The 24,792-nt window shown below is 38.0% G+C and carries 24 protein-coding genes and 1 riboswitch; of the genes, 14 read left to right on the forward strand and 10 right to left on the reverse strand.

Going from position 1 to position 24,792, the window contains the following annotated elements; all coding sequences use genetic code 11:
- Nucleotides 1-41: 41 nt before the first annotated feature.
- Nucleotides 42-2,264 carry a HelD family protein gene (locus IGJ24_RS03390; protein WP_289865465.1) on the reverse strand — a complete coding sequence of 741 codons (2,223 nt, stop codon included), beginning with the start codon at nt 2,262-2,264 and terminating at the stop codon, nt 42-44.
- A gap of 134 nt (nt 2,265-2,398) precedes the next feature.
- Between IGJ24_RS03390 and IGJ24_RS03395 the strand changes: the two genes are divergently transcribed.
- The 4 genes from IGJ24_RS03395 (at nt 2,399) to IGJ24_RS03410 (ending at nt 5,400) form a co-directional block, all read left to right on the forward strand.
- A complete protein-coding gene (locus IGJ24_RS03395) occupies nt 2,399-3,169 on the forward strand; it encodes a TatD family hydrolase (RefSeq protein WP_173950956.1) in 771 nt (256 codons plus the stop codon).
- Nucleotides 3,166-3,750 carry a ribonuclease M5 gene (gene rnmV, locus IGJ24_RS03400; protein WP_002366308.1) on the forward strand — a complete coding sequence of 195 codons (585 nt, stop codon included), beginning with the start codon at nt 3,166-3,168 and terminating at the stop codon, nt 3,748-3,750. The genes IGJ24_RS03395 and rnmV overlap by 4 nt, the downstream gene beginning before the upstream one ends.
- Nucleotides 3,751-3,768: 18 nt before the next feature.
- Nucleotides 3,769-4,656: a 16S rRNA (adenine(1518)-N(6)/adenine(1519)-N(6))-dimethyltransferase RsmA gene (gene rsmA, locus IGJ24_RS03405; RefSeq protein ID WP_289865466.1), complete on the forward strand. Its 888-nt coding sequence runs from the start codon at nt 3,769-3,771 to the stop codon at nt 4,654-4,656.
- A gap of 126 nt (nt 4,657-4,782) precedes the next feature.
- The gene (locus IGJ24_RS03410) at nt 4,783-5,400 is read left to right on the forward strand and encodes a hypothetical protein (protein ID WP_002355821.1); all 618 of its coding nucleotides are present in this window, start codon (nt 4,783-4,785) and stop codon (nt 5,398-5,400) included.
- A gap of 50 nt (nt 5,401-5,450) precedes the next feature.
- On the opposite strand, the gene IGJ24_RS03415 is transcribed toward IGJ24_RS03410, so the two are convergent.
- Nucleotides 5,451-6,554 carry an ABC transporter ATP-binding protein gene (locus IGJ24_RS03415; RefSeq protein WP_002355822.1) on the reverse strand — a complete coding sequence of 368 codons (1,104 nt, stop codon included), beginning with the start codon at nt 6,552-6,554 and terminating at the stop codon, nt 5,451-5,453.
- 185 nt (nt 6,555-6,739) lie between these two features.
- Here IGJ24_RS03415 and mgsA point away from each other — a divergent pair, with 185 nt between their 5' ends.
- Both mgsA and IGJ24_RS03425 read left to right on the forward strand, forming a co-directional pair.
- On the forward strand, nt 6,740-7,162 hold the full coding sequence (mgsA, locus tag IGJ24_RS03420; RefSeq protein WP_002355823.1) for a methylglyoxal synthase: 423 nt from the start codon (nt 6,740-6,742) through the stop codon (nt 7,160-7,162).
- A 66-nt stretch (nt 7,163-7,228) separates the two neighbouring features.
- A riboswitch (THF riboswitch) is annotated at nt 7,229-7,396 on the forward strand.
- A gap of 30 nt (nt 7,397-7,426) precedes the next feature.
- On the forward strand, nt 7,427-7,975 hold the full coding sequence (locus IGJ24_RS03425) for a folate family ECF transporter S component (protein ID WP_002385065.1): 549 nt from the start codon (nt 7,427-7,429) through the stop codon (nt 7,973-7,975).
- A 51-nt stretch (nt 7,976-8,026) separates the two neighbouring features.
- On the opposite strand, the gene IGJ24_RS03430 is transcribed toward IGJ24_RS03425, so the two are convergent.
- Together IGJ24_RS03430 and IGJ24_RS03435 are read right to left on the reverse strand one after the other, a co-directional pair.
- Nucleotides 8,027-9,793 (reverse strand): ABC transporter ATP-binding protein, encoded by a 1,767-nt coding sequence (locus tag IGJ24_RS03430; RefSeq protein WP_002361379.1) that lies wholly within the window; start codon nt 9,791-9,793, stop codon nt 8,027-8,029.
- Complete coding sequence (locus IGJ24_RS03435) at nt 9,783-11,510, reverse strand: ABC transporter ATP-binding protein (RefSeq protein WP_002364705.1); 1,728 nt, start codon at nt 11,508-11,510, stop codon at nt 9,783-9,785. The genes IGJ24_RS03430 and IGJ24_RS03435 overlap by 11 nt, the downstream gene beginning before the upstream one ends.
- 125 nt (nt 11,511-11,635) lie before the next feature.
- On the opposite strand from IGJ24_RS03435, the gene IGJ24_RS03440 reads away from it, so the two are divergent.
- The 3 genes from IGJ24_RS03440 to IGJ24_RS03450 all read left to right on the forward strand — a co-directional run bounded on the left by IGJ24_RS03440 (nt 11,636) and on the right by IGJ24_RS03450 (nt 14,532).
- On the forward strand, nt 11,636-12,403 hold the full coding sequence (locus tag IGJ24_RS03440) for a putative ABC transporter permease (RefSeq protein WP_002387023.1): 768 nt from the start codon (nt 11,636-11,638) through the stop codon (nt 12,401-12,403).
- 248 nt (nt 12,404-12,651) lie between these two features.
- A complete protein-coding gene (locus IGJ24_RS03445; protein WP_016615275.1) occupies nt 12,652-13,872 on the forward strand; it encodes a 3D domain-containing protein in 1,221 nt (406 codons plus the stop codon).
- 96 nt (nt 13,873-13,968) lie between these two features.
- A complete protein-coding gene (locus tag IGJ24_RS03450; protein ID WP_002355832.1) occupies nt 13,969-14,532 on the forward strand; it encodes a GNAT family N-acetyltransferase in 564 nt (187 codons plus the stop codon).
- Between the two features lie 45 nt (nt 14,533-14,577).
- Here IGJ24_RS03450 and IGJ24_RS03455 read toward each other — a convergent pair whose 3' ends face one another.
- Complete coding sequence (locus tag IGJ24_RS03455) at nt 14,578-15,102, reverse strand: LURP-one-related/scramblase family protein (protein WP_002355833.1); 525 nt, start codon at nt 15,100-15,102, stop codon at nt 14,578-14,580.
- Nucleotides 15,103-15,153: 51 nt separating this feature from the next.
- The gene (locus tag IGJ24_RS03460; protein ID WP_002383369.1) at nt 15,154-16,023 is read right to left on the reverse strand and encodes a Cof-type HAD-IIB family hydrolase; all 870 of its coding nucleotides are present in this window, start codon (nt 16,021-16,023) and stop codon (nt 15,154-15,156) included.
- A 133-nt stretch (nt 16,024-16,156) separates the two neighbouring features.
- On the opposite strand from IGJ24_RS03460, the gene IGJ24_RS03465 reads away from it, so the two are divergent.
- The 5 genes from IGJ24_RS03465 to IGJ24_RS03485 all read left to right on the forward strand — a co-directional run bounded on the left by IGJ24_RS03465 (nt 16,157) and on the right by IGJ24_RS03485 (nt 19,505).
- A complete protein-coding gene (locus IGJ24_RS03465; protein WP_002387025.1) occupies nt 16,157-16,837 on the forward strand; it encodes a uracil-DNA glycosylase in 681 nt (226 codons plus the stop codon).
- Nucleotides 16,838-16,992: 155 nt separating this feature from the next.
- Entirely contained in the window at nt 16,993-17,976 is a 984-nt protein-coding gene (gene pta, locus IGJ24_RS03470) for a phosphate acetyltransferase (protein WP_002355836.1), read from the forward strand.
- A 141-nt stretch (nt 17,977-18,117) separates the two neighbouring features.
- Nucleotides 18,118-18,612 (forward strand): tRNA (adenosine(37)-N6)-threonylcarbamoyltransferase complex ATPase subunit type 1 TsaE, encoded by a 495-nt coding sequence (gene tsaE / locus IGJ24_RS03475; RefSeq protein ID WP_002387026.1) that lies wholly within the window; start codon nt 18,118-18,120, stop codon nt 18,610-18,612.
- Nucleotides 18,605-19,126 carry a GNAT family N-acetyltransferase gene (locus IGJ24_RS03480; RefSeq protein ID WP_438775355.1) on the forward strand — a complete coding sequence of 174 codons (522 nt, stop codon included), beginning with the start codon at nt 18,605-18,607 and terminating at the stop codon, nt 19,124-19,126. Before tsaE ends, IGJ24_RS03480 begins: the two co-directional genes overlap by 8 nt.
- Nucleotides 19,127-19,295: 169 nt before the next feature.
- The gene (locus IGJ24_RS03485; protein WP_002355840.1) at nt 19,296-19,505 is read left to right on the forward strand and encodes a hypothetical protein; all 210 of its coding nucleotides are present in this window, start codon (nt 19,296-19,298) and stop codon (nt 19,503-19,505) included.
- A 73-nt stretch (nt 19,506-19,578) separates the two neighbouring features.
- Here IGJ24_RS03485 and bopD read toward each other — a convergent pair whose 3' ends face one another.
- Genes bopD through IGJ24_RS03505 form a run of 4 tightly spaced genes read right to left on the reverse strand, consistent with a single transcriptional unit; the run spans nt 19,579 to nt 24,565 of the window.
- The gene (bopD, locus tag IGJ24_RS03490) at nt 19,579-20,589 is read right to left on the reverse strand and encodes a LacI family transcriptional regulator BopD (RefSeq protein ID WP_002358859.1); all 1,011 of its coding nucleotides are present in this window, start codon (nt 20,587-20,589) and stop codon (nt 19,579-19,581) included.
- Between the two features lie 23 nt (nt 20,590-20,612).
- Complete coding sequence (locus IGJ24_RS03495) at nt 20,613-21,620, reverse strand: aldose epimerase family protein (RefSeq protein WP_002379196.1); 1,008 nt, start codon at nt 21,618-21,620, stop codon at nt 20,613-20,615.
- Nucleotides 21,610-22,278, reverse strand: a complete 669-nt coding sequence (gene pgmB, locus IGJ24_RS03500; protein ID WP_002355844.1) for a beta-phosphoglucomutase — start codon at nt 22,276-22,278, stop codon at nt 21,610-21,612. The genes IGJ24_RS03495 and pgmB overlap by 11 nt, the downstream gene beginning before the upstream one ends.
- Complete coding sequence (locus IGJ24_RS03505; RefSeq protein ID WP_289865467.1) at nt 22,271-24,565, reverse strand: glycoside hydrolase family 65 protein; 2,295 nt, start codon at nt 24,563-24,565, stop codon at nt 22,271-22,273. The genes pgmB and IGJ24_RS03505 overlap by 8 nt, the downstream gene beginning before the upstream one ends.
- Nucleotides 24,566-24,792: the final 227 nt, after the last annotated feature.

Raw genomic sequence — 24,792 nt, forward strand, 5'->3', positions numbered from 1 at the left:
TAAGTGGTTTTTCTAAAAATAAAATCCGCCTTAAGTCTCAGTTACTGGGCTGCCAAGTAAGGTGTAAACCATTCAGAAAGTGTGCCGGTATAAGGTAAAACGACCCGTTTCATTCCACGAGAAATAGCAGTATACAGGATTTTTTTATCTCGTTTATTGTCGGAATAATGATTAACATTTGGGTTATGAAGAATTACATTATCAAATTCTAGACCTTTTGCCATATCAATTGATAAAACTTGCAGTGACGGATGCTCTTCCAATGAAAGAGAAGCACTGAGTTCTTTTGTTAATTGTTCTTTTTCTGCAAATGTTTTAGTAATAATGGCGGTGCTTTCTTTCGGATCAAAAGTTGCAATGGAAGTGACGATTGCTTTAAGATAGTCAGACGCAGAGTCACAAGGAATAAATGTCGGCTTTTCTCCATCATGCCGGATGGGCACAATGGTTAATTGCTCTGGTTGAGTGCCTAATGTTTGGAAGAGTCGTGTAATTTCTTTACTTGAACGGTAACTGTTTAATAATTGATAGGTTCCAACAGAACGGCTGGTTTCGTTAACCAATAGATCATGGGCTTCAGAAAATTCAATGGCTGTATTAAAAATGGCTTGATTTTCATCACCAGCTAAAGTAAAACTAGCTTTAGGGAAAAGTGTCAGCAGTAATAATAATTGGGCTTCTGTATAATCTTGGACTTCATCGACTAGGATAAAAGCCATTTGCTGGTTGGCGAGGTTTTCAATAAATGCATGTTTCACCAAAATAAGGGCCACAATTTCATCGGCTGTGAAAACAGCTGTCTCTTTTTGATACGATTTTTCAGTGAATAAAGAATAAAACGTTTCAAAAAAGGCCCATTGATCTAGCCAAGCATCATTTTTGATAGCGGCAGTGATGGAGCGATATTTTTTCTTCAAACGTTTTAAAGCAAAATCAGCCAGATGTTTTTCATTATCTTCGGTAATCACTGTGCCAAAATAACGAACTTGTTCAGCTTCTGTTAAATCTTGGAATTGATCCAACATTTTTTTAGAATGGGCTTGTTTTAATAAGTACCGTGTCCAAAGACTGGTTAATTTTTCTTTTGTGGCTGAAATTCGTTGGCGAATACTCAAGTCAGCTGGTGTTTCTTGATAAAGTTTAAAAATTGTTTCTGAAGTAAATAAGGTCTGCTTTTTAAAAGTTAAAGGACGGAAAAAATGTGGCTGCACAACCGCTTTTTCAGGATTGCTTAAAAGAAACGTTGCAAATTCTTTTGAACGAATAACGTGCTCTTGCTCCGTTGCCTCAGAGCGAGTAATGCGTTCGAAATAGTCCGTTTCTTCTTCCATTGGCCATGATTCTTTGGTAGTGAAGCGCAAAAATTGTAAAAGAGTCAAATTCAAGGGATTTCGTTCGCCTAAATTCGGTAAAACTTGAGAAATATAATCAATAAATGTTGAATTTGGTGAAAGTAATAAAATATTATCCGCTGTAATTTCTGCTCGATGTTGATAAAGTAAATAAGCAATCCGTTGCATAATCGCAGACGTTTTCCCACTACCAGCAATCCCATTGACTAGTAGGAGTGGCTGCGTTTCGTCACGAATTATTTGATTTTGTTCTTGTTGAATGGTTGTCGTAATGTCCTTCATATAAGGAGAAGCATCTTCTTCTAAAGAATGCAATAACACATCATCTTGAATCGCAATGGTTGTGTCAAAATAGTTGATTAATTGATCTTTTTCAATAATTAACTGTCTTTTCAAATCAAGTTGTACAGGAATGGTTTGTTGATGTGCCATGTAGGCTGTTTTTCCTAAAACATTGTCATAAAATAACGAAGCAATCGGTGAGCGCCAATCGTGAATGCGCGTTTCTTCTTCTAAAGAAGTAAAATCGTTTACGCCAATATAAAAGTTTTCTGGCTCTTCAGGGCTGTCTTCAAAAGTCACGCCAATTTTGCCAAAATAAGGAACTTGTAATAGGCGTTTCACTTTGTCTAAATTTTTAGCCGTTGCTTCATTTTTTAAGTTCCACTGATCAATTTCACGGTTCTTCATTTCCAACATGGCAAACGTCTCTAGATTATCGGCATAACTATCAAAATTCAGCTTAGAATCGCGACCAAATTCCTCTAGCATATGTTTGCCATCTTTCATTGTGTTCGCCAATTGCTCTTCGTAAACTTTTTTAGCCGCTTGCAGCTCATGATAAACCGTTGTTAAATGCTGTTGTTCATAAATTTTTTCATCGGTCATGGAGATTCCTCCTTTTAATAACATGACTGAATAGTATACGTTACTTTTAGCATAAATGCAAGCGCTGTTTATGAGGAAATGGCGAATCTTGTCGCCGAGTCATTCAGATTTTTCAAGAAATATGATAAAGTAGAGAGGAGATAAAGGAGGCAATCATAATGATTTTTGATACACATACACATTTGAATGCAGAACAATTTAATGATGATATTCCAGAAACGATTGCACATGCCCAAGAATTGGGTGTTACAGAGATGGCCGTGGTAGGTTTTGATGAACCAACGATTGAAAAATCTCTTTTACTTAGTCAGGAATATGCCAATATTTATAGTATCATTGGTTGGCATCCAACAGAAGCGGGTAGCTATAGGCCAGAGGTTGAACGACGATTACAAGAACAATTAACGTTGCCAAAAATTGTCGCATTAGGTGAAATCGGTCTTGATTATTACTGGATGGAGGATCCTAAAGAGGTGCAAGAAAAAGTCTTTCGCCGTCAAATTGCGATTGCTCGGGAAATGAATTTACCGTTTAGTGTGCATACGAGAGAGGCATTAGAAGATACCTATCGAATTTTAAAAGATGAAAAAATTTCAGATATTGGTGGAATCATGCATAGTTTCAGTGGTGATGCCGAGTGGATGAAGAAATTTTTAGATTTAGGTTTGCATATTTCTTTTAGTGGAGTCGTAACGTTTAAAAAGGCGTTGGATGTTCAAGAAGCGGCGATGGCGGTACCACTCGAACGAATGTTGGTGGAAACAGATGCACCCTATTTAGCCCCTGTTCCTTATCGTGGTAAACGCAATGAACCAGGCTATACACGATACGTAGTGGAAAAAATTGCTGAATTGCGTCAACTAACCTTTGAAGAAGTGGCAGAACAAACGAGAGTCAACGCTCATCGCTTGTTTCGGATAGATAAATGAAGGAAAAAATGAAAGTTGCAGAAATCATTGTCGTTGAAGGAAAAGACGACACACGCCGCATTCAAGAGGTAGTTACAGCAGATACGATTGAAACGATTGGCTCTGCTATCAATGATGAAATTTTGACACAAATTGAACACGCACAAGAAACGAGAGGCGTGATTATTTTTACAGATCCAGATTATTCGGGCGAAAAAATTCGTAAAACAATAATGGAAGTCGTCCCTGATGCAAAGCATGCTTTTTTATCAAGAAAAGTTGCAGTTCCTAAAAAAAATGGTGGTAGCCTAGGGGTTGAACATGCTAGTGATGAAGCAATTATTGAAGCCTTAAAAAAAGTCGTAACACCTGTTCAAGCTGGTGAAGACTATCAAGAAATTCCTAGACAAACACTAGTTGAATATGGTTTAATAGCGGGAGCAAATGCAAAAAAATACCGTGAATTATTAGGAGATGACCTAAGAATTGGCTATACAAATAGCAAACAGTTAGTCAAACGGTTAAGCATGTTTCGGATTACAGAAGCAGAATTGAAAGAAAGCATGACACGTATTTTAAAAGAACTTGCAAACGAAGAATAACTACATGGAGGAACAAGCGTGACGGACTATAAAGAAATTGCCACACCATCCAGAACCAAAGAAATACTAAAAAAGCATGGATTTTCATTTAAAAAGAGTTTAGGTCAAAATTTTTTGACAGAGCCTAATATTTTAAGAAAAATTGTAGAAACAGCGGGAATCAATCAGCAGACAAATGTTGTCGAAGTCGGGCCTGGAATTGGTGCATTAACAGAGCAATTAGCGATGAACGCGGCACAAGTTGTGGCTTTTGAGATTGATGATCGCTTGATTCCTGTCTTAGCAGATACCTTAAGTCGCTATGATAATGTAACAGTGGTGCATCAGGATGTTTTAAAAGCTGATTTGGTCGAGACAACCAACCAAGTTTTTCAAGAGAAGTATCCGATTAAAGTGGTGGCTAACCTACCTTACTATATTACTACGCCAATTATGATGCATTTTTTAGAATCTTCTTTAGATGTAGCTGAAATGGTTGTGATGATGCAAAAAGAGGTCGCTGATCGAATTGCTGCTAAACCAGGAACGAAAGCTTATGGCTCATTATCAATTGCTGTTCAATATTTTATGGAAGCAAGTGTCGCCTTTATTGTGCCAAAAACGGTTTTTGTGCCGCAGCCCAATGTTGACTCGGCGATTATTAAATTGACGCGCCGTGCTACACCAGCAGTGACAGTGACCAATGAAAAAGAATTTTTCAAATTAACCAAAGCCAGTTTCCAATTAAGACGTAAAACATTGTGGAATAACTTAACGCATTTTTATGGGAAAGATGGACAAACGGTGGCTTGGCTAAAAGAAAGCCTGGCTGAAGCAGAAATCGATCCTTCTAGACGTGGTGAAACATTGTCTTTAGAAGAATTCGCTCGTTTAAGTAATGCTTTAGAAAAAAATAAACCAGTATAAAAAAGAACTTTCTGTTATTTATGAGAAATAACAGAAAGTTCTTTTATGTGTCTTGACACATTGCGGCTGTTCAGCTACACTTGAGAAAAACAAAAGGTGTCATGACACCTTTAGGAGGCAGTTTTAATGAAAACAAACTCAGTAAAACGTTTAACAATTTCAGCACTTTTAATTGCAATGGGGATTATCATTCCAATGGTTATGCCAAGAATTACCATTGGTCCAGCCAGTTTTACGTTAGCAAGTCACGTCCCAGTTTTTATTGCCATGTTTATTTCTCCAGTGGTGGCAATTGCGGTTAGTCTAGGAACAGGTTTTGGTTTTTTCTTATCCGCAACACCGATTATTGCTTTGCGGGCCTTATCTCATTTGATTTTTGCAGTCATTGGCGCAGTGATTTTACAAAAGCATCCAGAAATTTTAATCAATAAAGAGGGGAAATTCACTTTATTAAATGGGAAATTACAGTTGTTTAACGTGGGAATTGGAGTGATTCATTCCGCTGCCGAGCTAGTGGTTGTTTCTGTATTTTACACAATGGGCAACTTGCCAGGAACCTATTATACAGCCGGCTTCATGTATTCTATTTTTCTTTTGATGGGCGTTGGTGGATTAATTCATAGTTTGGTGGATTTCAGTATTGCCTACTTTTTAGCAAGTACCTTAAGTAAACATGTAGATATTCCAACTTTTACAGAAGCGAAACAACCCAAAGTGATAAAGAAGAAGGTTAAATTAGCATAAAGAGAAACAATCGAGGCATCCGTCATTGCGACGGATGCCTCGAGATTTTTTTATTTAATGACTTCTTCTGTTTGAGGGTCGAAGAAATGTCCTTTGTTAATATCAAAAGCTAAGTCAATCATTTCACCAGGATGGTGGAAGTCACGAGCATCTACTTTTGAGATAAACTCTGTATCACCAATTTTTGTATAAAGCATGGATTCAGCCCCTAATAATTCAGAAACAACGACTTCAGATTTAATCACCGCATCTTTCATTGCCGTTAAAGCCACTTGTTCGCTATGAATATCTTCTGGACGAATACCGAAAATTAATTCTTTGCCTTCATAACCATGTTCAACAAGCTCTTTGTTTCTTCCTTCAGGAATTGCTAGTTTTAAACCATGTTGGTTAGAAATAACCCCATTGTTTAAGGTAACTTTGAAGAAATTCATGGCAGGTGAGCCGATGAACCCAGCTACGAACATATTTTTTGGTGTATTGTAAACTTCTTTTGGTGAACCAATTTGTTGAATAAAGCCATCTTTCATAATTACGATTCGATCAGCCATGGTCATCGCTTCGGTTTGGTCATGTGTCACATAAATTGTCGTAGTTTCTAAACGTTGGTGTAGTTTAGCGATTTCAGCACGCATGGCTACACGTAATTTTGCATCCAAGTTTGATAAAGGTTCATCCATTAAAAAGACTTTGGCATCACGGACAATTGCCCGGCCAAGTGCAACACGTTGGCGTTGTCCACCAGAAAGCGCCGCAGGTTTACGTTGTAAGTACTCTGTTAAGCCCAGAATATCCGCAGCATTTTCCACCCGTTTTTTAATTTCAGCTTTATCATATTTTCTTAGTTTTAAACCAAAGGCCATGTTATCAAAAACAGTCATATGCGGGTAAAGCGCATAGTTTTGGAAAACCATGGCAATATCACGATCTTTCGGTGCAACGTCATTCATGACTTTGTCCCCAATTGATAATTCACCTTCAGTAATATCTTCTAAGCCAGCAATCATGCGCAATGTTGTTGATTTACCGCAACCAGAAGGTCCGACAAAGACGATAAATTCACGGTCTGTAATTTCTAAGTTAAAATCTGTAACAGAATAATGTTCTGCATTGTCATATTTTTTATACACATTTCTAAGCGCCATTTCCACCATTTGATACGTCACTCTTTTCTTTTTGATTTGTTACTCATAGTTTAAATGAAAACGCTATCTTTCGGCAAGGGAGAGTTGCACAAGAAAAAGAAGACTTTTTCGTCAAGGTGACAAAGGGCAAACACTCTCAGCGGATTTATCGATAAACTTTTGTTATAATATAACAAAGACAGGAGTTGGATAACATGAAAATCGCTTTAATCGCTCATGATCGTAAAAAAACATTAATGATCAAACTAGCAACCGCTTATAAACATATTTTAGAAAAACATGAATTGTATGCAACAGGAACGACAGGCATGAAAGTGATGGAAGCAACTGGCTTACCCGTGCATTGCTTTAAATCGGGGCCATTAGGTGGGGATCAACAGATTGGCGCAATGATATCAGAAGACAACATTGATTTAGTTATTTTTTTAAGAGATCCTCTTTCCGCGCAACCGCATGAACCAGATGTGACAGCTTTGATTCGTCTAAGTGATGTCTATGAAATTCCTTTAGCAACCAATATCGGCAGTGCTGAAATTCTTTTGAGAGGTGTCGAGGCGGGGTTTGCGGACTTCCGTGAGGTTATCCATGAAGGCGATCGTCGACCGTTAGCTTTTTAGAGAACCTTAATGGTTATTTTGACTATTTTGTGGTATATTTTATGAGGACTTTTGTCCAAATAAAATAACAGAGTAGGAGACAAAGCGTTAAGTGCTAAAAGGATGGGATGTTGCCTTTTGGACGAAGAACATGAACAGTGTGTTGCTAGAAAGCAAAGGTTCTTACTTTGCTTATCATCAGAACAACACGTTCAGCTTTTTAATGTTCGCGGTTTTGTTTTCGCATTCGCTGCATGGTTCGTCATGTAGCAGCTCTTAGAGGAGATGCTAAAAATGACAAAGAAAAAATTTGGCACAAAATCCATTGCGTTAATGGGCGTACTCATTGCGGTGGTCGTTGTCTTTTCACGCTTTTTTGCGTATGAAACAACGTTTTTAAAAATCAGTTTCACGTTTATCCCAGAATCATTGATTGGGATGATTTTCGGACCTTTTTGGGCTGGAATCGGCACGGCGGTGGCTGATGTGGTAGGAATGTTGCTTTTTCCAAAGGCAGGCTATTTTCCTGGGTTTACTTTAAATGCCTTTTTGGCTGGTGCTATTTATGGTTATTTCTATTATAAGAAAGAAATGACATGGCAACGAGTGATTTTGGCGACATTGTTGGTCACCGTTTTAATTAATATCATTTTAACTCCTTTGTGGTTAAGTTTAATGTATGGAGTCAACCTAGCAAATTTTGCTTGGTGGGTGCCACGCTTAATTAAAACAGTTATTTTCTTTCCTATTCAAGTAATTGCCACTTATTATTTAGGCAATAAAATTCCCTTTAAACGTTTATTTGGAAAGCCATTATCTGAATTAGATCAATAAATTTAAAATTAAAAGAGTCACTTTTCATCATCCCAGAAAAGTGACTCTTTTTTATTGTGCTTTTTGATTAAACTGTGCTTCGTAAAGGTCACGATAATAACCCTGTTCTTTTTGCAATAATTCGTCATGGGTGCCAATTTCAACCACTTGACCATTGTCCATAACTAGAATTTTTTCAGCACTTTTGATTGTTGCTAAGCGATGGGCAATAACAAAACTGGTCCGGCCAGTCATCATTTGTAAAAAAGCATCCTGAATTTTTTGCTCGGTCAATGTATCAACTGAACTGGTCGCTTCATCTAAAATAAGCATCGGCGGATTACTAATCATCGTGCGTGCAATAGTCATTAATTGTCGTTGTCCTTCAGAAATTTTAACGCCTTGAGAACCAATCTCGGTATCTAGTCCTTGAGGTAAACGCATGACGAAATCAAAAATATGGGCTTTTTTCATGGCTTCTATAATTTCTTCGTCAGAGGCTTCAGGATTCCCGTACGTTAAATTTTCCCGAATGGAGCTATCGAATAGCCAAGTATCTTGGAGAACCATACCAAAACTTTTTCGCAAGCTATCCCGAGTAATTTGAGTAATGTCGTGAGTATCAACCGTAATTTGACCATGGTCGACCTCGTAAAAGCGCATTAACAAATTCACTAATGTTGATTTACCCGCACCGGTTCGCCCAACAATGGCAATTGTTTCTCCTGGTTCAGCAATTAAATTAAAGTTTTCGATTAAAGGTCGCGTCGGCGTGTAAGAAAAATCAACGTCTTTAAATTCAACACGGCCTCGCGCTTCTTTCAAAACAATTGCGTTCGGGGCATCAGGACGTTCAACTGGTTGATCCATCATATCAAAGGTACGTTCCAATCCAGCTAAGGCGGCTTGGATTTGGTTGGTGATTCCTGAGAGTTCAATAAAAGGTTTAGAAAATTGACTAGAGTAAATGGTGAAACTGGAAATAACACCAACTGTGACTAAAGGATTGCCACTTAAAACTAACAAGCCACCGACTAATCCAATCGATAAATAAGATAAATGGTCGATAAATCGAGAAAGTGGGTTGGTTAAGGAGGAAGAAAACTGAGCCTTCTGTCCTTTTTCATACAACGTTTGATTCAATGCTTCAAATGTTTCTTGCGTAGCTTGTTCTTGTTGAAAGGCTTTAACAATTTTTTGGTTGCCAACCATTTCTGAAACGAAGCCGGAAATTTCACCAACAATCGTTTGTTGTGCAGCAAAGTTTTTTTGTGAAGCTTTTGCAACAAGCCAGTTTACAATAAAAATAATCGGCGTACTGATAAGAACCACTAATGTGAGCAGGGGACTTAGCCGGATCATAAAGAGCAAAGCAACAACGACGGTGGCCATGCCAGAAAATAATTGGTTGAAGACAGCCGAGCAAGCCATTGAAATATTGTCAATATCGTTGGTAAAGCGACTGACGATATTTCCGTGTGACGTTTGGTCATAATAACTTAACGGTAATTGATTTAAATGGGCAAAGGCATCTTTTCTCAGCTGTGTGGTCGATAAATAAGACACGCGATTACCGAGACGTTGAATCAGCCATTGACTTAGAACGGTTACGAGTAAAATCCCTGCTAATAAACCTAAAATTTTGATGAGTTGCGCAGCATTGACTTGTCCTTTACCAACCATTGTATCAACGGATTTACCTATATAATAAGTCATGAGGACAGTCGAAAAACCACTGAGAATTCCTAGGATTAAGGCGCCAATAATTTCTTTTGGATAGCGTAGTAAATACGGCTTAAAACGTGAGAAGGCACCAAAATGAATTTTTTTAGTTTGCATGGGTATCCTCCTCCTGTGACGCAACGATTTCTTGATACTCTTTAGAAGAAGTAAGTAATTCTTCGTGGGTGCCAAGGCCAGCGACTTTTCCACTATCTAGGACTAAAATTTGATTCGCCGTAGCAATCGAACTCACGCGTTGTGAAATTAAAATAACGGTTGTCTCTGCTCGTTCTTTTTGTAAAGCACGGCGCAGATTCAAATCTGTTTGATAGTCGAGGGCACTCAAGGAATCATCTAAAATAAGTAAATGCGGTTTCCTAATCAAGGCACGGGCAATGGTCAACCGTTGTCTTTGTCCACCAGAAAAGTTTTTTCCGCCTTCGTTAACAGGCGTGTCTAACCCTTGGTCTAATTGTTCAACAAATTCTTTACATTGGGCGATAGCTAATGCTTCCCAACAGTCTTCATCAGTTGCATTTGGTTTGCCCCATTGTAAGTTTTCTCGAATAGTCCCTGTAAATAAGACGGCAGTTTGTGGAACACTTGCAACTTGTTGGCGTAAAGTAAAGAGCGGCCAATCGCGCACATTTACACCATTAATAAAAAGGTTTCCTGCACTCACATCATAAAATCTGGGAATGAGTTGGGTTAAGGTACTTTTCCCGCTGCCGGTAGGTCCTGTGATGCCGAGAATTGAGCCTTTAGGAATCGTAAAATTGATATTTTCCAAAGCCAAACCGGCCTCTGGTTCATAGCGAAAATCTACATGGTCAAAGGTAATATCACCAAATTGTGGAGATGTTTTTGCTGATTCTGGTGTATCTGTTAACTGACTTTCTACAGTTAAAACCTCATTGACACGGTTTGCGGAAGCGGCAGCTCGCGTAAAAATTACCACGAGATTAGAAGCAACAATTAAAGCGAGCATCATTTGATTCATATAATTGATCAATGCTAAAACTTCCCCTTGTTGCAAGGAACCAAAAGAAACTTTTAAGCCACTAAAATAAAGTAAAAATAAAATTCCAACATTCATAATCAAAGTGGTTAAAGGCGTTAATAAAGCAGAGACATTCGATACGCGAATGTAAATATCGCCTAAATCATCTGAAGCTTTATCAACATGTCGTTGCTCTGTTTCCTTTCTAGCAAACGCACGGATCACACGGACACCGCTTAAGTTTTGACTGATTTGACGGTTTAACCGATCCAAATATTCTTGGACTTTTTGATATAAAGGCACAGTCACTTTAATGATAATAAAGAGAATAAGGCTAAAAATTGGTAAAAGTAATAGGAAAAGAAAACCCATCTGCACGTCAATGTAAAAAGCCATGACCACAGAACCGATACTTAAAAAAGGTGTCCGAATGACCAACCGAATAAACATCGCTAAAGCCAATTGAAGCTGGTTGATATCGTTTGTGATCCGGGTGATGAGGGTATCTGTACCAAAACTATTCAATTCTTTGTGTGAAAGCTGATTAATTTTCTTCATTAATTGATTTCTTAGCTCCGTCCCAAAACCTTGCGAAGCGACTGAAGCATAATATTGACAAATCATGACAAAAAATAAACCAACTAACGACATAACAAGCATCCAGAGGGCCATTTCTATGACAGTCTGTCGGTCGTTTTGACGAATACCGACATCGACTAAGTGAGCCATGAATAAGGGCAAGACTAACTCGAAACAAGCTTCTAAAAATTTGAAGACTGGACCGAGGATAATTTGTTTTCGATAATTTTTTGCGTATTTCAATAAACCAAACATAAGATTCCTCCCTTTGCTGCTCTCATTGTAGCCTAATCTTTCAATGAAAGAAAGTTGTTCGCTACATTTTCTCAACTTCTGTTAAAATAGAAGAAAAGCGCAAAGAAGTGGAGTGTGACAGAAACGTGGAAAAAATGAGTCAGGTTATTTTGTTATTTTTTATTTATTCCTTTATCGGCTGGTTATGGGAAACGGTGTATTGTTCATTAAAAGCCAAAAAATTTGTTTATCGAGGATTTTTGGTAGGGCCTTATTGTCCTATTTATGGATTTGGGGTCTTAAGCGTTCTCTATTTTGTGGAACCCTTTGAGAACAATCTCTTGGTATTGTATGTCGGATCGGCTGTTTTAGTGACGATTTTAGAATATGTCACTAGTTATGGCTTGGAAAAACTGTTCCATGCCTCTTGGTGGGATTATCATGATGTACCTTTTAATTTAAACGGTCGTGTGGCTTTACCGGTTTCTCTTTTTTGGGGATTGGGTTGTGTCTTGATTGTCAAAGTTATTCAACCAGAAATCGCCAAAGTTGTCAGCTTTTTACAAGCAACCTTTGGCAACTACTTAGCCCTTTGCATAGTGATTGTAATGGGGCTTGACTTAATTTATACGTTGCTGAACATGCAAGGTTTCAAAAAACTTATTACCGAGATGGGCCAAACGTTGGAAACGAACCAACAAGAATTTAAGCAACGGTTGAACACAAAAATGGAAATCGCTACAGCTGATTGGCAGAAGTTAAAAGAACGAACCAAAAAAGAGCATTTCCAAAATCGGTTAAATTTCCAACAACGTCGTTTTATTAACAATTACCCAAAACTAACTTTAAAAAACATTAAAAATTCCAAAGAAGTTCGGCATCTCTTAGAAGATTTGAAGAAAAAGGGCCAATAATTAACAAAAAATATTACAAAATATTTCAATCAATGGTCTAATGGGATGAAAAAAAGAAAAATCGTCAAAAGCTAGTTTTTAAGCCGTCTTAAGAAATTCTTAAAGAATTGAGATAGAAATGGACTAATGAATAAACGCAGGATAAAAAAAGAGTTGCATTTAAATTGTAATAAATTGTAACATGATTGAAATAAAACAAGCCCTCCTGACTAGTATAATGAGTAGGTGTTTTAGATAAGTTAGGAAAGGTGTTGGATTTAGTGAAGGTTAAAAAGTTGATACCATTTTTAACAACAATGATGCTTATCAATTTTGGACTTCCAGTCGCTGCGGCAGCAGAATCACTTGATTCGTTGCAAGAAAAAGAAGCGCAAGCGAAACAATCTGGGGAGTTAATTAGTAAAGAAATCAATTCAGCCTTAGACGATGTAAATGCTAAATATGCGGAAATCGAACGTTTAAAAACGCAAATTTCAAAAGCGGAAGATACGTTGAAAACTTCGAAAGAGGAAATAGAAAAAACAGAAAAAAATATTTCTCGTCGTAAAGAAGCTGTTGGCGATCGTATGAAGGATATTCAATTAAATGGCGACCAACGTACTTGGCAAGCCTTATTAGATGCAGAAAATTTATCAGATTTCTTTAATCGGGCCTACGCCATGACCGTTTTACAAAACTTTGAACGGGAAAAGATTGAAAGCTTAACTAGCGAAAAAGAAAAGTTAGCTGCATTACAAGAAAAAGTTGAAAATACGCAAACAACTTTAAAACAAAATGAAGAGAAATTACAAGTTGAAGCTTCTTCAATGAATAATAAAGTCTCTGAGTTAAAAGAAAAAATGGCGGATAATGAAGAATTATTGGCTCAAATTTCGACAGACAAACAGAAAGAGCAACAACGCTTAGTCAGCGAAAAAGCAGCAGCTGAGGCACAGAAAAAACGTGCGGCAGAAACTGCCAAAGCAGAAGCAGCGAAGAAACAAGCAGCTGCCGACAAACAAGCGCAAGCAGATGCGGCGGCTAAACTAGAAGCCGAAGCTGCTGAAGAGTCAAGCAGTCAAGCATCAAGCTCTTCTACAAGTACGGAAAGCAGTAGCACTGAATCTTCAAGTTCAGCTAGTTCATCCGAATCGTCATCAACGACAGAATCATCGACAGGCGAATCATCAACACCAGGAACTGGCTCTGGTCGTGTGCTTCAGATGGAATCAACCGCTTATTCTTGGCGTGAGCCAGGTGCAAGTAATCTAAGTGCTACTGGTATTGACTTAAGTAAACAAAGCAATGTAGTTGCAGTTGATCCAAGCGTAATTCCTCTGGGGTCATTAGTGAAAGTCTCTGGTTATGGCTTTGCTATTGCTGGAGATACAGGTGGCGCTATTCAAGGAAATATTATTGATGTTCATTTTGATTCAGTAGACCAATGTCATGTTTGGGGACGACGTCAGGTTACAGTAGAAATTCAATAATAAATTTGTTATACTAAAGACAAGATAAAAGGAATTGGCTAAGTCAGTAATGATAGTAGCCAGTTCTTTTTTAGTTAAATGTAAAGGAGAATTACAATGATTCGCTCGGCAACAAAAGAAGACGGTCAAGCGATTGCTCGGCTGGTCTTAGTTATTTTAAAAGATATGGAGTTACCAATTTTAGAAGAAGTCTCAGAAGAACAAATGATTGACCTATTAGCAGAGGCAACGGCGTATCCAACCTATCGCTATGGCTATCAACGAATTTTAGTTTATGAACATGCAGGTGAAGTTGCAGGGATTGCTGTCGGCTATCCTGCGGAAGATGAAAAGATTATTGATGAACCTTTAAGAGAAGTCTTTAAAAAACATGGCTTAGCAGAAGATGTTCGGCTATTTATTGAAGAAGAAACCTTGCCTAATGAATGGTATTTAGACACGATTTCTGTGGATGAACGTTTCCGTGGAATGGGAATTGGTTCTAAGTTATTAGATGCTTTACCTGAAGTAGCTAAAGCTAGCGGGAAGCAAGCCTTGGGTCTAAATGTTGATTTTGACAATCCAGGGGCGAGAAAGTTATACGCAAGTAAAGGCTTTAAAGATGTCACAACAATGACTATTAGTGGTCACTTATACAATCATATGCAAAAAGAAGTGTAAAAATAACGAAGCTAAAGTCAATCACTTTAGCTTCGTTATTTTTCATTAATCCGTTAAAGGATCAAAATCTAATCCAAAATCATCGGAAGTTTTTTGTTTTTTCTTATTATATAACCAGTAGTCAAGGACAGCTGCTATACAGATGCACAACGGTGCGTCCTCATCATTGGCAACAGTTAAAACAAAATAGTCGCCTGTACAAAGCATGGTTTTATCCATTGACATAATTTTTTTATGGACTTGATAAATTGAATATTGATGCGCTTTGATATCACCAACAACTGCCCAGTGAAGGCCTTGAACATAATAGAAATCAGCATTCAAATTGAACAGTTTTCGTAGAGTACCCACTTTTTCAAAACGCTGATATAACTCAAATCGTGTACCAAAAGTCCAAGAAACTTGTTTAATACTGGCTAAAATTTCTCCGTTCATTGCATATAAAGAAAGCGCATCTCCTCGTGTACCCCAGCGCCCCACCAATAGAAAAAGTGAACGGCCTGCTTGGTCTTTCACGATGGTTCGCGTAACTTTTCCTAACTGTTGTTCTTGAATAAAAAATTCAGACACGACACGATCTCCTTTCTATATATAAATGAGTGCTGTAACTGGTAGTGCTTATTACAAATCTTCTCTTATTGCACGCAGGATGGCTTCGCCAACACCATTTTCTAAATTAGTGGCTGTTTCATATTTAGCGTATTCTTTTAATTCCAGTTCGGCATTGCCCATTGCAAAACTTACTCCGGCCCATTGAATCATGCTGACATCATTTAAATTATCACCAATAGTCATGACTTGTTCAGCGGGAATCCCACGTTCTTTAGCGACGCGCGCAACCGCAATCCCTTTTTGTGCTAGGCGGTGGTTAATTTCAATATTATTAAGCGCAGAAGAGGTAACAACCAAATCATCTAGTTCTTCTACTTCCATCCCAGCAGGACCTAATACTTTCGGCCCATCCATACTGAAGCCAATAATTTTAAGGACTTCAATCGAATCATCTTTTAAAATGTCGTCCAAACGATCAACATAGGTAATATGCAATAAAGATAGGTGTGCTGAAGCCATGGCAATCGCCACTTTATAAGTTAAATGGGGCATGGATTCTGCAATATGAGCGGCAAAGTTTTCAATTCTTTTTTCTTGATGTTCAGAAAAAATACCTTTATTTGTAGAGATTTCATAGTAAACATTGTGTTGACTCAAAATAGTTAGTACTTCTGTTACTGTTTCTTTTTCGATCCCAGCCGTGAAAAGTGAGTGTCCATCTTTGTCGAACACTTGGGCGCCGTTTAAAGTAATCATGGCGCAGTCAATTCCAGCTTCTTCTAACGCGGGTTTCGCTTCGGTATATGCGCGGCCAGTAGCAACCATAAATTCGATTCCTAAACGTTCCGCTTCGCGAATTGCTGAAGCGTTATCATTTGTGATGCTCATTTTTGCATCTAAAAGTGTTCCATCCATATCTGAAGCAATTAATTTAATCATCGATTCTCTACACCTCATTATCTATTTAAAGCTTACCTATAGTTTACCACGTTTTTCCAAGAGAAAGTACCCAGAAATTTCTTGTCAGGTTTGGAGAAATTCGTTATGCTTAGAGAGCGAAGGAGTGAGCATTATGAAAGAAATTATTCACAATAGTTGGCAAAACATTTTATCTGCTGAATTTGAAAAACCGTATTATCAAGAATTGCGGGAATTTTTGAAAAAAGAATATCAGACACAAACGATTTATCCAGATATGTATCATTTATTTTCAGCGTTAGAACTAACCCCTTTTGAAGAAGTAAAAGTAGTAATTTTGGGACAAGATCCATATCATGGACCCAATCAAGCACACGGACTAAGTTTCTCTGTCCAGCCAGGTGTGAAAGTGCCGCCATCTCTTGCGAATATTTACAAAGAATTACAAGCTGATTTAGGGTACCAACCCGTCAACCATGGCTTTTTAGAAAGCTGGGCCAAACAAGGCGTGTTATTATTAAATACTGTGTTGACCGTTCGGGCAGGTCAAGCCTATTCCCATCGAGGTAAAGGGTGGGAGCAACTGACAGATGTCATTATCGAAAAGTTGAATGAGCGTGAAAAACCTGTTGTTTTCATTTTATGGGGACGTCCTGCTCAAGAAAAAATTAAAATGATTGATACGACTCGGCATGTGATTATCAAATCGCCACACCCAAGTCCATTGTCAGCACATCGTGGTTTTTTTGGCTCACGTCCGTTTTCTCAAGCGAATGCCGCTCTAGAACGTTTAGGGGAAACGCCGATTGATTGGCAACTTCCTGAAACAGTGTAGTGTAACAGTGTATGCTGTTATAGTGTAGAAGAGTTAGTTTGTGAAAAGTTTATCGGATTATTGGTTTTTTTGACTAATACAGCTAGAAAAAACTGTTATTTTCTTTGAGAATAGTGTATGATGGATTTTGTAAATATAAAACTGGAGGGTTTATCGTGGAATTATTCGATAGCTTAAAATTTAAAGTCGTACGCCGTAATATCAAAATTGTTTTCCCTGAAGCAACAGATCCTAGAATCTTAGGTGCTGCTGCCCGCTTAAAATCTGATGAATTAGTAGAACCAATCTTAATTGGTGATCCAACAGATATTGCAAATGCTGCTATGGCTCGTGGAATCAACACATCAAACTTTATTATTATCAACCCAAATGATTATGAAAAATGGGATGAAATGGTCGAAGCATTTGTTGAACGCCGTAATGGAAAAGCTACTAAAGAAGATGCTGAAAAAATCTTAAAAGATGTCAACTATTTCGGTACTATGTTAACTTACATGGGTATTGCTGATGGTATGGTTAGTGGTGCTATCCACTCAACAGGTGATACAGTTCGCCCTGCGTTACAAATCATTAAAACAAAACCAGGCGTGAGCCGTACAAGTGGTGCTTTCTTAATGATTCGTGGTCGTGACCAAGAAAGATATTTATTCTCAGACTGCGCGATTAACGTGAATCCAACTGCACAAGAATTAGCTGAAATTGCTGTTGATAGTGCCAAAACAGCTGAATTATTTGACATTGAACCAAAAGTTTCATTGTTAAGTTTTTCAACAAAAGGTTCTGCAAAAGCACCAGAAGTAACAAAAGTTGCTGAAGCTACAAAAATTGCGCAAGAATTAGCACCTGAATATGCGATTGATGGTGAATTACAATTTGATGCTTCTTATGTATCTTCTGTTGCACAATTAAAAGCGCCCAACTCAAAAGTTGCTGGAGAAGCAACAGTCTTTGTATTCCCAGATTTACAATCAGGAAATATTGGCTACAAAATTGCTCAACGTTTAGGTAACTTTGAAGCAATTGGCCCAATCTTACAAGGATTGAACAAACCAGTTTCTGACTTATCACGTGGTGCAAACGAAGAAGATGTTTATAAATTATCAATCATTACAGCTGCTCAAACATTAATGAACGACTAATTAACTATGTCGAAGCATGATAAATAAGCAAAGTAGAAGTTGAGGTTCCCAGGACACTTGGGCCTCAACTTTATTTTTTTGAAGCTGCCACTAGTCAACTTATTGAGTTTTCGGTATACTTTCATACATAGATTCTTGCAGATGGGAGGCAAAAAAATGAACATTGTCCTGAACAATCCATTGGAAACAGAAGCGATTGCTAAAATCATTGGACAAAAGGCACAAGCTGGTGATGTAATTGTCCTGACTGGTGATTTAGGGGCCGGTAAGACGACAATGACGAAAGGGATTGCTTTAGGATTAGGCATTTCCCAAATGATTAAAAGTCCCACCTATACGATTATCCGCGAATATCCACAAGGACGACTTCCGTTATACCATATGGATGTCTATCGTGTTGAAGAGGGTGCGGATGAATTAGGGTTAGATGAGTATTTTGAAGGAGATGGGCTATCCGTTGTAGAATGGGGCAGCTTGATTGAAGAAGAATTGCCAGAAGATTATTTAGAAATTATTTTAAATAAAGATTCTCAAGAAGCGGACAAGAGAGTTCTTGAATTCCGCGGAACTGGTCCATTGGCAGAAGAAAGAATAGCAGAGATTCTGAAAACGTGGGAGGCTCGCGAATATGACTGAACAAACATTTTCTATTCGAGAAGCAGTGCCTACTGATGCGGATCAATTACTATCTGTGATGTCAAAAATTGGGAGTGAAACGCCCTATTTGGTGATGGATGAGCGAGGAATGGCCATGTCGACAACAGAATTGGCTGAAAATCTAGCAACACTCTATGAATCGCCAAATAATGTTTTATTGGTGGCATTAGCGGGAGAAGCGATCATTGGCACCGCTTCTGTGTCTGCTTCTTCTAAAAAGCGGATGGAGCATATTGGTGAAATTGGCATTAGTATTTTAAAAGAATACTGGGGCTATGGACTAGGCAGTATCCTAATGGAAGAACTTATTCGCTGGGCGCATGAAAGTCATGTTATTCGTCGCTTGGAATTAACGGTACAGGATCGCAATCAACGAGCGATTCATGTCTATAAAAAATTAGGGTTTGAAACAGAGGCAATTATGCCTCGGGGTGCCAAAACAAACCAAGGTGAATTTTTAGATGTTCATTTAATGCGTTTGCTGATTGATTAATTATTGGTTAATAATTTTAATTTCTTAAATAATCGAACGATAATTGCATGAAAAAACAAAATTTTCGCAATTATCGTTTGTTTCATATTTATTTTTCTGATATTTTTGTTATAATTATAGAAGAATTTAACGAAAAAATGAAAATTTATTTTGGGAAGGAATGTAAGAAATGGCGAAGGCAACGAAAATGAATGTTAACTATCGAGAGTCGATCTTGGATCGTGCGTATCGTTTAGAGCTAATAAAAAAAGATGAGTATGCAAAACATCAAGAAAAATTATCATTATTAAATGAAAAATTGTCTGACGGGGAACCAGCTCAATTTGATGCAAAAGAAGAAACGTTTTGGAAAAAAATTTCGCAAAAAGTTATTTTATAAAAGTAATACATACGAATAAGAGCGTACACATAGAAAGAAGCGTAAGCAGTGTTAAACTGCTTACGCTTCTTTTTTAATGAATAGGAATAACTGTTTCACGCTTAATTAATTTGTGAGGAATAACGAGACGGACACCATTCGTCAATTCTTCGTGGATTAATTCATATAATTTTTTCATCGCCATTCGACCTAATTCTGACGTGTCGATGTCAATGCTTGTTAGATAAGGATGTGTCAATGTTGAAAAGATTGAGTTGTTAAAACTAATAATGGATAACGTTTCAGGAACTTGATAACCATAGATTTGCGCAAGTTGCATCGTCCGCAAAGCAAAGATATCATCAATCACCACCAACGCCGTGGCATTATTTTGATGAAGAATGTCATCGAAAGCCATGTAATCTTCAGGTTTTTCTAACGCAACGCTTGGTAAAACAGTTAATCCTTGCATCATCATTGCTTTTTGATAACCAAAGTAACGTTCAAAGTACAAACTTTCATGCGTTGTATTGGTCACAAATAAAATATTTTTATGGCCGTTTTCAATTAAAAATTCCGTCGCTTGTTTCCCTAATAATTGATTATCATTATCCACGTAAACTATTTCCGTTTCATGTTGGTAAGGTTGACCAATTAAAGTAAAGGGAATGTTGTTTTCATATAAGTAATCAATGACGGGGTCCTTACTATCTGAATACACAAGAATAAAACCGTCCACTTGTTTTTGAAGATGCATTCTTTTAACGTTTTCCAATAGTACATCAAAGCTTTTGGCAGTTGCAATAGCAGTAGTCATATCATAAAGACGGGCTTCCTCGTTGATGGCTTCCATAATTTCTAAATAAAATGGATTCCCTAACCGTTCTTTCGAATCTAAAGGAGGTAAAATTACGCCAATGGCACTTGAAATTCGTTTACCCAAATTCCGTGCCGTCATATTTGGCACATAGCCTAAGTCATCCATGACTTTTCGCACTTTCTTTTTTGTCGATTCAGAAATACTTGGATGATCGTTAATGACACGCGAAACGGTTGAAGTTGCAACCCCCGCTTTCTTAGCGACATCTTTTACTGTAATTGCCATTTTTGCCACGCCTTTCTTAGTGATTATAGAAGGTTAAATTGATAAACCGTTTGGTAGGTTTGCTTTTTATTAGCTGGTAATAAAATAGAGCCCCACTGAGGATGATGAACAATGTCAGGATACTCTTGTGGTTCAATTGCTAAGCCATAGTTTGAATGCATCGCTTGTCCATTAATAGAAAATGGAGCCTCAAAACCAGTCGTAGAAAATAATACCATACTTTGGTTCGTTGTTGCTATCGTCATTTTTCTTCCAGAAGTAGGCTCTTGTAAGCATAATTGTGGCTGTCTTAAGTCAGAGCCAACTAAGGAGAAAACATCATCTAACCCAGTTGGATAGCGTTGGAGGATTGTTTCGATAGGTGTCAGTTCATTAAAACGTATGGATAGTTCAGAAGCTGGTAAAATCCGTCCAGTAGGCAGCTTATTATCGTCTAATTCTAACATACCTTGACAGTTCAAAGATAGCAAATGTGACAGAATGTCTAACTTTCCATCGCCAGATAAATTAAAGTAGGCGTGGTTCGTAGGATTAAAAAGTGTTTCCTGTTTACTCCGTCCAGTACTGATCATTCGTAAATGATTATCCTCTAGCTGATAAGTGATGGTGGCCTCAATTGGTCCAGGATAGCCAGAAATGGTGTCGGTTAAATGAAAAGCAACGCCAATGATATCCTTTTTTTCAAAGGGCTCGACTGTCCAATATTGAAAAGACCACCCCTTTGAGCCACCATGGATATGATGACCGTCGCTGTTTTGTTCTAATATTCCATTTTGCCAATGGCCATTACGTATGCGTCCAGCAACTGGTCCAACAGTGGCACCAAAAAAGCTTTGATCCTTTAATACATCTTGATACGAATCATACGATAAAAGGATATTTTCCCAATGATTATTTTTGTTTGGCATCAAAAGTTGATGGAGGCGCGCGCCATAATTGAGAAGAACGACTTCTAAAAAGTCGTTCTTCAAAGTAATTTTTTTTAAGTTTGTGTTTGGAATATCGGTTACGGTGATACGATTATCCTTCATGATCAAGCCACACTTTTTTTAAGTAATCAAACGTTAAAGCGCTCGTCTCTGGCACGATAGGCAACCCTTCGCCTAACTCTTCTTTGCGGCCAACGCCAACAGGTTGCGCTCCACTAGCAAGAATCGCTTGAATCCCAGCTTTGGCATCTTCAATGCCAAGACATTCTGCTGGTGTCAAATCAATTTCTTTCGCAGCTAAAATGAAAATATCTGGAGCGGGTTTACCTGCCTGGACGTCTGCTGGATTAGCAATGGCATCAAAAAGGGGCGTCAATTGCATTTTTTCTAAAAGAAAAGGCCCATTTTTACTTGCAGAAGCCAAGGCGATTTTAATATTGGCTTCACGTAATTCCGTTAATAAAGAAAGAATTCCTGGGTAGACATCTTCAGGCGTAATCGCTTGGATCATTTCCAAGTAATAATCGTTTTTCCGTTGCGCTAACTGGGCAAATTCTTCAGAAGAAAACGTGCCTTCTTTTTTTCCGTATTTTAACAGTAACTGCAGAGAATCTTCGCGGCTTACACCTTTCAGTTGTTCGTTGAAAACACGGTCAATGGAAATTCCAATTTCGTTCCCTAATTTTTTCCAAGCGTGGTAATGAAATTCTGCTGTATCAGTAATAACGCCATCTAAATCAAACAAAACGCCTTTAAACATGAACTTCTTCCTTTCTGATCGGTAAAACTAATCGATCTTTTAATGTGTATTTTTGATCGTAAACAGTTAATGGAATTGCAGGGCCGTCGAGTAAAGTGAAGGCCACTTGGTCTGCTGCAACTTCAACAAATAGTAAACGATTCCGGTAATTAATGTGGAACGAGTAGGCTGTCCATGTCGCTGGTAAAAAGGGTGCAAATTTTAGTTGTTGATGGTCCGTTTTCATTTGGGCAAAACCTTGAACAATCGCTAGCCAACTACCAGTCATTGAGGTAATGTGTAAGCCATCTTCTGTATCATTATTGTAATTATCTAAGTCAAGGCGCGCTGTTCGTTGATACATTTCCACTGCTTTTTCTTCCATGCCTAATTCAGCAGCTAACACAGCATGAATGCTTGGTGAAAGGGAAGATTCATGGACAGTCATTGGTTCGTAAAAGTTAAAGTTCCGGCGTTTTTCTTCTAAAGAAAAGGCATCATTGAAGAAATAAATTCCTTGAAGAACATCGGCTTGTTTAATGAAACAAGACCGCAAAATTTTATCCCATGACCAATGTTGATTTAAAGGCAGCTCACTAAGTGGTAAATCAGAAACTGGCATTAAATCTTTATCTAAGAAAGTGTCATGTTGTACAAAAATGCCTAATTCGTTATCCACTGGGAAGTACATATTTTCTACAATGTCTGCCCATTTAGCTAATTCGTCGTCTGCAATTTTGAGCGTTGTTTCTTCTTGGAATTTTAAATAAGACTCACGGGTGTAACGTAGAACCCACGCAGCGATGGTATTGGTATACCAGTTATTGTTGATATTATTTTCATATTCATTTGGCCCCGTTACGCCATGAATCATATATTGTTTATGACGTTGGGAGAAGTGGACCCGATCTGCCCAAAAACGAGCGATTGCCACAAGTACTTCTAGACCAGCATCTTTTAGATAATCTTCGTCTCCTGTATAGTTGACATAATTATAAATCGCATAAGCAATCGCACCATTTCTGTGAATCTCTTCAAAAGTGATTTCCCACTCATTATGACATTCGACACCAGTAAAAGTAACCATTGGGTAAAGCGCACCCTTTAACCCTTGTTGTTGGGCATTATGAATGGCTTGAGGCAATTGATTGTGGCGATATTTCAGTAGATTTTTAGTAACTTCGGGCTTAGCCAACGCCAAGTAAAGTGGGACAGCATATGCTTCAGTATCCCAATATGTGGCACCACCATATTTTTCACCAGTAAAGCCTTTTGGTCCGATATTTAAACGATCGTCTTCACCATAGTAGGTTGAGAAAAGTTGGAAAAGATTAAAACGGATGCCTTGTTGGGCTTCGTCATCTCCTTCAATAACAACATCAGCTAATTGCCAACGTTTTGCCCAAGCGGCAGCTTGCCCAGCTTTTGCTTCAGGGTACAAGGTAGTCATTTCTGAAAATAATTCGTTTACTCGTGTGATTTGTTGCGTTTCTGGCACATCACGACTGGTAACGACAAGCACTTCTTTTGTGATGGCGGTCGTTTCGCCTTCGTTTAAAGACACTGTCAATTCTGCGGTTAAAGCCAAGGGCTGTTGTGTATATGTAGGCACAACAGAGGCTCCATCGATGAAATGGCGCATGCCTGCAGTCACTGTAAAACGCTCTATTTCAAAGTTGTTAGGAATGGTCTTAGTCGTAACAAAGCCAAGTGTTTCTTGTGTTTCAATAGCCATTTCTTCCCAAAAATGTTCTTCATAATTGCTGTCTTCATTTTGAACATCGCCATCCAATTTTGAGTGAAGAGTGATTGTGCCTGTACCTTCCAACATTTCAATTGTTAAGTGGATGTAAGCTGCTTCTTTTTTTTCTAAGCTTAAAAAACGTTCAAAAGAGAAGCGCACTTTGTTCTTCGGTGTTTGGATGGTGAATTGCCGAGAAAGGACCCCATTTTGCATGTCTAATTCTAAAGAAAAATCTTCGTAAGGTGTAGTGGCTAAATCAATTGTTTGTCCATCAATTTGTAAGTCCATTGCGATGAAATTAATTGCGTTAATCACTTTGCCAAAATATTCAGGATAACCATTTTTCCACCAACCAACACGTGTTTTGTCTGGATACCAAACACCTGCTAAATAGGTTCCTTGATGGTGGTCGCCAGAATAGTGTTCTTCAAAATTTCCCCGCATCCCCATATAGCCATTGCCAATGCTCGTTAATGATTCTTGTAAACGTAAATTTTCTTTATCTAAGTGTGTAGTACGGATTATCCAAGGATCAATTTGGAATAAACGTTTGATTTGTTTCATGAGAATCCCCCTCAGTGATTTTATTGATAGGTCTATCATAAACGCAACCGATTGCATTAGTCAATAGTCAATGCTTAAAAAGTGTAATCTTATGAATAAAAGCTGAAACAAAGGTAGGATAGAAGGAGCTTTATTTACTTTATTAAAAGACAAAATAAAAAAAGGATTAAGTAGTAGGGAGTTGTTTTCCACAATATTTTTGAAATTAAAGCATTTACAAAAAGGAA

The sequence above is a fragment of the Enterococcus sp. DIV0546 genome, assembly GCF_051712785.1.
Classification (GTDB): domain Bacteria; phylum Bacillota; class Bacilli; order Lactobacillales; family Enterococcaceae; genus Enterococcus; species Enterococcus faecalis.